The following is a 2,578-nucleotide window of genomic DNA, read 5'->3' as shown; positions in this document are numbered from 1 at the left end:
GCTCCGGCATGCGCGCCTCGCTGCAGCTGGCCCGCGCGGGCCTGAACGTGGCGGTGCTCTCCAAGGTGTTCCCCACGCGTTCGCACACCGTCGCCGCCCAAGGCGGCGTGGGCGCATCGCTCGGCAACATGAGCGAGGACAACTGGCACTACCACTTCTACGACACGATCAAGGGTTCCGACTGGCTCGGCGACCAGGACGCGATCGAGTTCATGTGCCGCGAAGCCCCGAAGGTCGTGTACGAGCTCGAACACTTCGGCATGCCCTTCGACCGCAACCCCGACGGCACGATCTACCAGCGCCCCTTCGGCGGCCACACGGCCAATTACGGCGAGAAGCCGGTGCAGCGCGCCTGCGCCGCGGCCGACCGCACCGGCCATGCGATGCTGCACACGCTCTACCAGAAGAACGTCGAGGCCCGCACCCAGTTCTTCGTCGAGTGGATGGCGCTCGACCTGATCCGCGACGCCGAAGGCGACGTGGTCGGCGTGACGGCGCTCGAAATGGAAACCGGCGACCTGCACATCCTGCAGGCCAAGACCGTGCTGCTGGCCACCGGCGGCGCGGGCCGCATCTTCCAGGCCTCCACCAATGCCTTCATCAACACCGGCGACGGCCTGGGCATGGCCGCGCGTTCGGGCATTCCGCTGCAGGACATGGAGTTCTGGCAGTTCCACCCGACCGGCGTGGCCGGTGCCGGCGTGCTGCTGACCGAAGGCTGCCGCGGCGAAGGCGCGATCCTGCTCAACAGCAACGGCGAGCGCTTCATGGAGCGCTATGCGCCCACGCTGAAGGACCTCGCGCCGCGCGACTTCGTCTCGCGCTCGATGGACCAGGAAATCAAGGAAGGCCGCGGCTGCGGCCCCAACAAGGACTACGTGCTGCTCAAGCTCGACCACCTCGGTGCCGAGACCATCCACAAGCGCCTGCCCTCGGTGTATGAAATTGGCGTGAACTTCGCCAACGTCGACATCACGAAGGAGCCGATCCCCGTGGTGCCCACCATCCACTACCAGATGGGCGGCATCCCGACCAACATCAACGGCCAGGTCGTGATTCAGCAGGGCGAGCAGAACAGCGCCGTGGTGAACGGCCTCTACGCGGTGGGCGAATGCTCCTGCGTGAGCGTGCACGGCGCCAACCGCCTGGGCACCAATTCGCTGCTCGACCTGCTGGTGTTCGGCCGCGCGGCCGGCAACCACATCGTCGAGTTCAACGACAAGCTCAAGGAACACAAGCCGCTGCCGGCCGATGCCGCCGACCGCACGCTGGAGCGCCTGAACCGCCTCGAGGCCGCCACCGGCGGCGAGTACGCGCAGGACGTGGCGGGCGAGATCCGCGCCGTCATGCAGCAGCACGCCGCCGTGTTCCGCAAGCAGGCCTCGATGGACGAAGGCGTGGTCAAGATCGCCGCCGTGCGCGAACGCGTCAACGCCATTGGCCTGAAGGACAAGTCGAAGGTGTTCAACACCGCGCGCATCGAGGCGCTCGAAGTCGACAACCTGATCGAAGTGGCGCAGGCCACCATGGTCTCGGCCGCCGCCCGCAAGGAATGCCGCGGCGCGCACACGGTCGAGGACTACGAACGCCCGGCCGACGACCCGGTCGCGCCGCTCGGCCGCGACGACGCCAACTGGATGAAGCACACGCTCTGGTACAGCCAGGACAACCGCCTCTCCTACAAGCCGGTCAACCTCAAGCCGCTGACGGTCGACTCCGTTCCTCCCAAGGTCCGTACGTTCTAAGCAAGAACAACATCACAAGGTTTCACGATGAAGCGCACATTCCAGATCTACCGCTACGACCCGGACAAGGACGCCAAGCCCTACATGCAGACCGTCGAGATCGAACTCGACGGCCATGAGCGCATGCTGCTCGACGCCCTGATGAAGCTCAAGGCGCAAGATCCCACGCTGTCGTTCCGCCGCTCCTGCCGYGAAGGCGTCTGCGGCTCCGATGCGATGAACATCAACGGCAAGAACGGCCTGGCCTGCCTGACCAACATGCTCACGCTCAAGGGCACCATCGTGCTCAAGCCGCTGCCGGGCCTGCCCGTCATCCGCGACCTGATCGTGGACATGACGCAGTTCTTCAAGCAGTACAACTCGATCAAGCCGTACCTGCAGAACGACAACGTGCCGCCCGAGAAGGAACGCCTGCAGTCGCCCGAGGAGCGCGACGAACTCAACGGCCTGTACGAGTGCATCCTGTGCGCGAGCTGCTCCACCAGCTGCCCGAGCTTCTGGTGGAACCCCGACAAGTTCGTGGGCCCGGCAGGCCTCTTGCAGGCCTACCGCTTCATCGCCGACAGCCGCGACGAAGCCACCGCCGAACGCCTGGACAACCTCGAAGACCCGTACCGCCTGTTCCGCTGCCACACGATCATGAACTGCGTCGACGTGTGCCCGAAGAACCTGAATCCCACCAAGGCGATCGGCAAGATCAAGGAACTGATGGTGCGCCGCGCCATCTGATCCTTTTCCGAGAGAAACCATGCAAACCGCCGCCGACCCGTCCGAGCCGATCAGCGAACGCGCGCTGAGCAAGCTGAAATGGCGCTGCCGGCGCGGCCTGCTCG

At 65.6% G+C, this 2,578-nt stretch carries 2 protein-coding genes; both read left to right on the top strand.

What is annotated here, in order from left to right:
* Positions 1-1,745, top strand: a 1,745-nt coding sequence (gene sdhA, locus AC1DOC_RS28835; RefSeq protein ID WP_478131034.1) for a succinate dehydrogenase flavoprotein subunit, incomplete at its 5' end; no start/stop codon positions are given.
* Positions 1,746-1,772: 27 nt separating this feature from the next.
* Positions 1,773-2,474 carry a succinate dehydrogenase iron-sulfur subunit gene (locus AC1DOC_RS28830; RefSeq protein ID WP_012746572.1) on the top strand — a complete coding sequence of 234 codons (702 nt, stop codon included), beginning with the start codon at positions 1,773-1,775 and terminating at the stop codon, positions 2,472-2,474.
* Positions 2,475-2,578 lie beyond the last annotated feature (104 nt).

This window comes from Variovorax sp. 01T439_2, assembly GCF_056398445.1.
The sequence above is the reverse complement of the archived record's forward strand: the minus strand, read 5'-3'. Positions and strand labels throughout refer to the sequence as shown.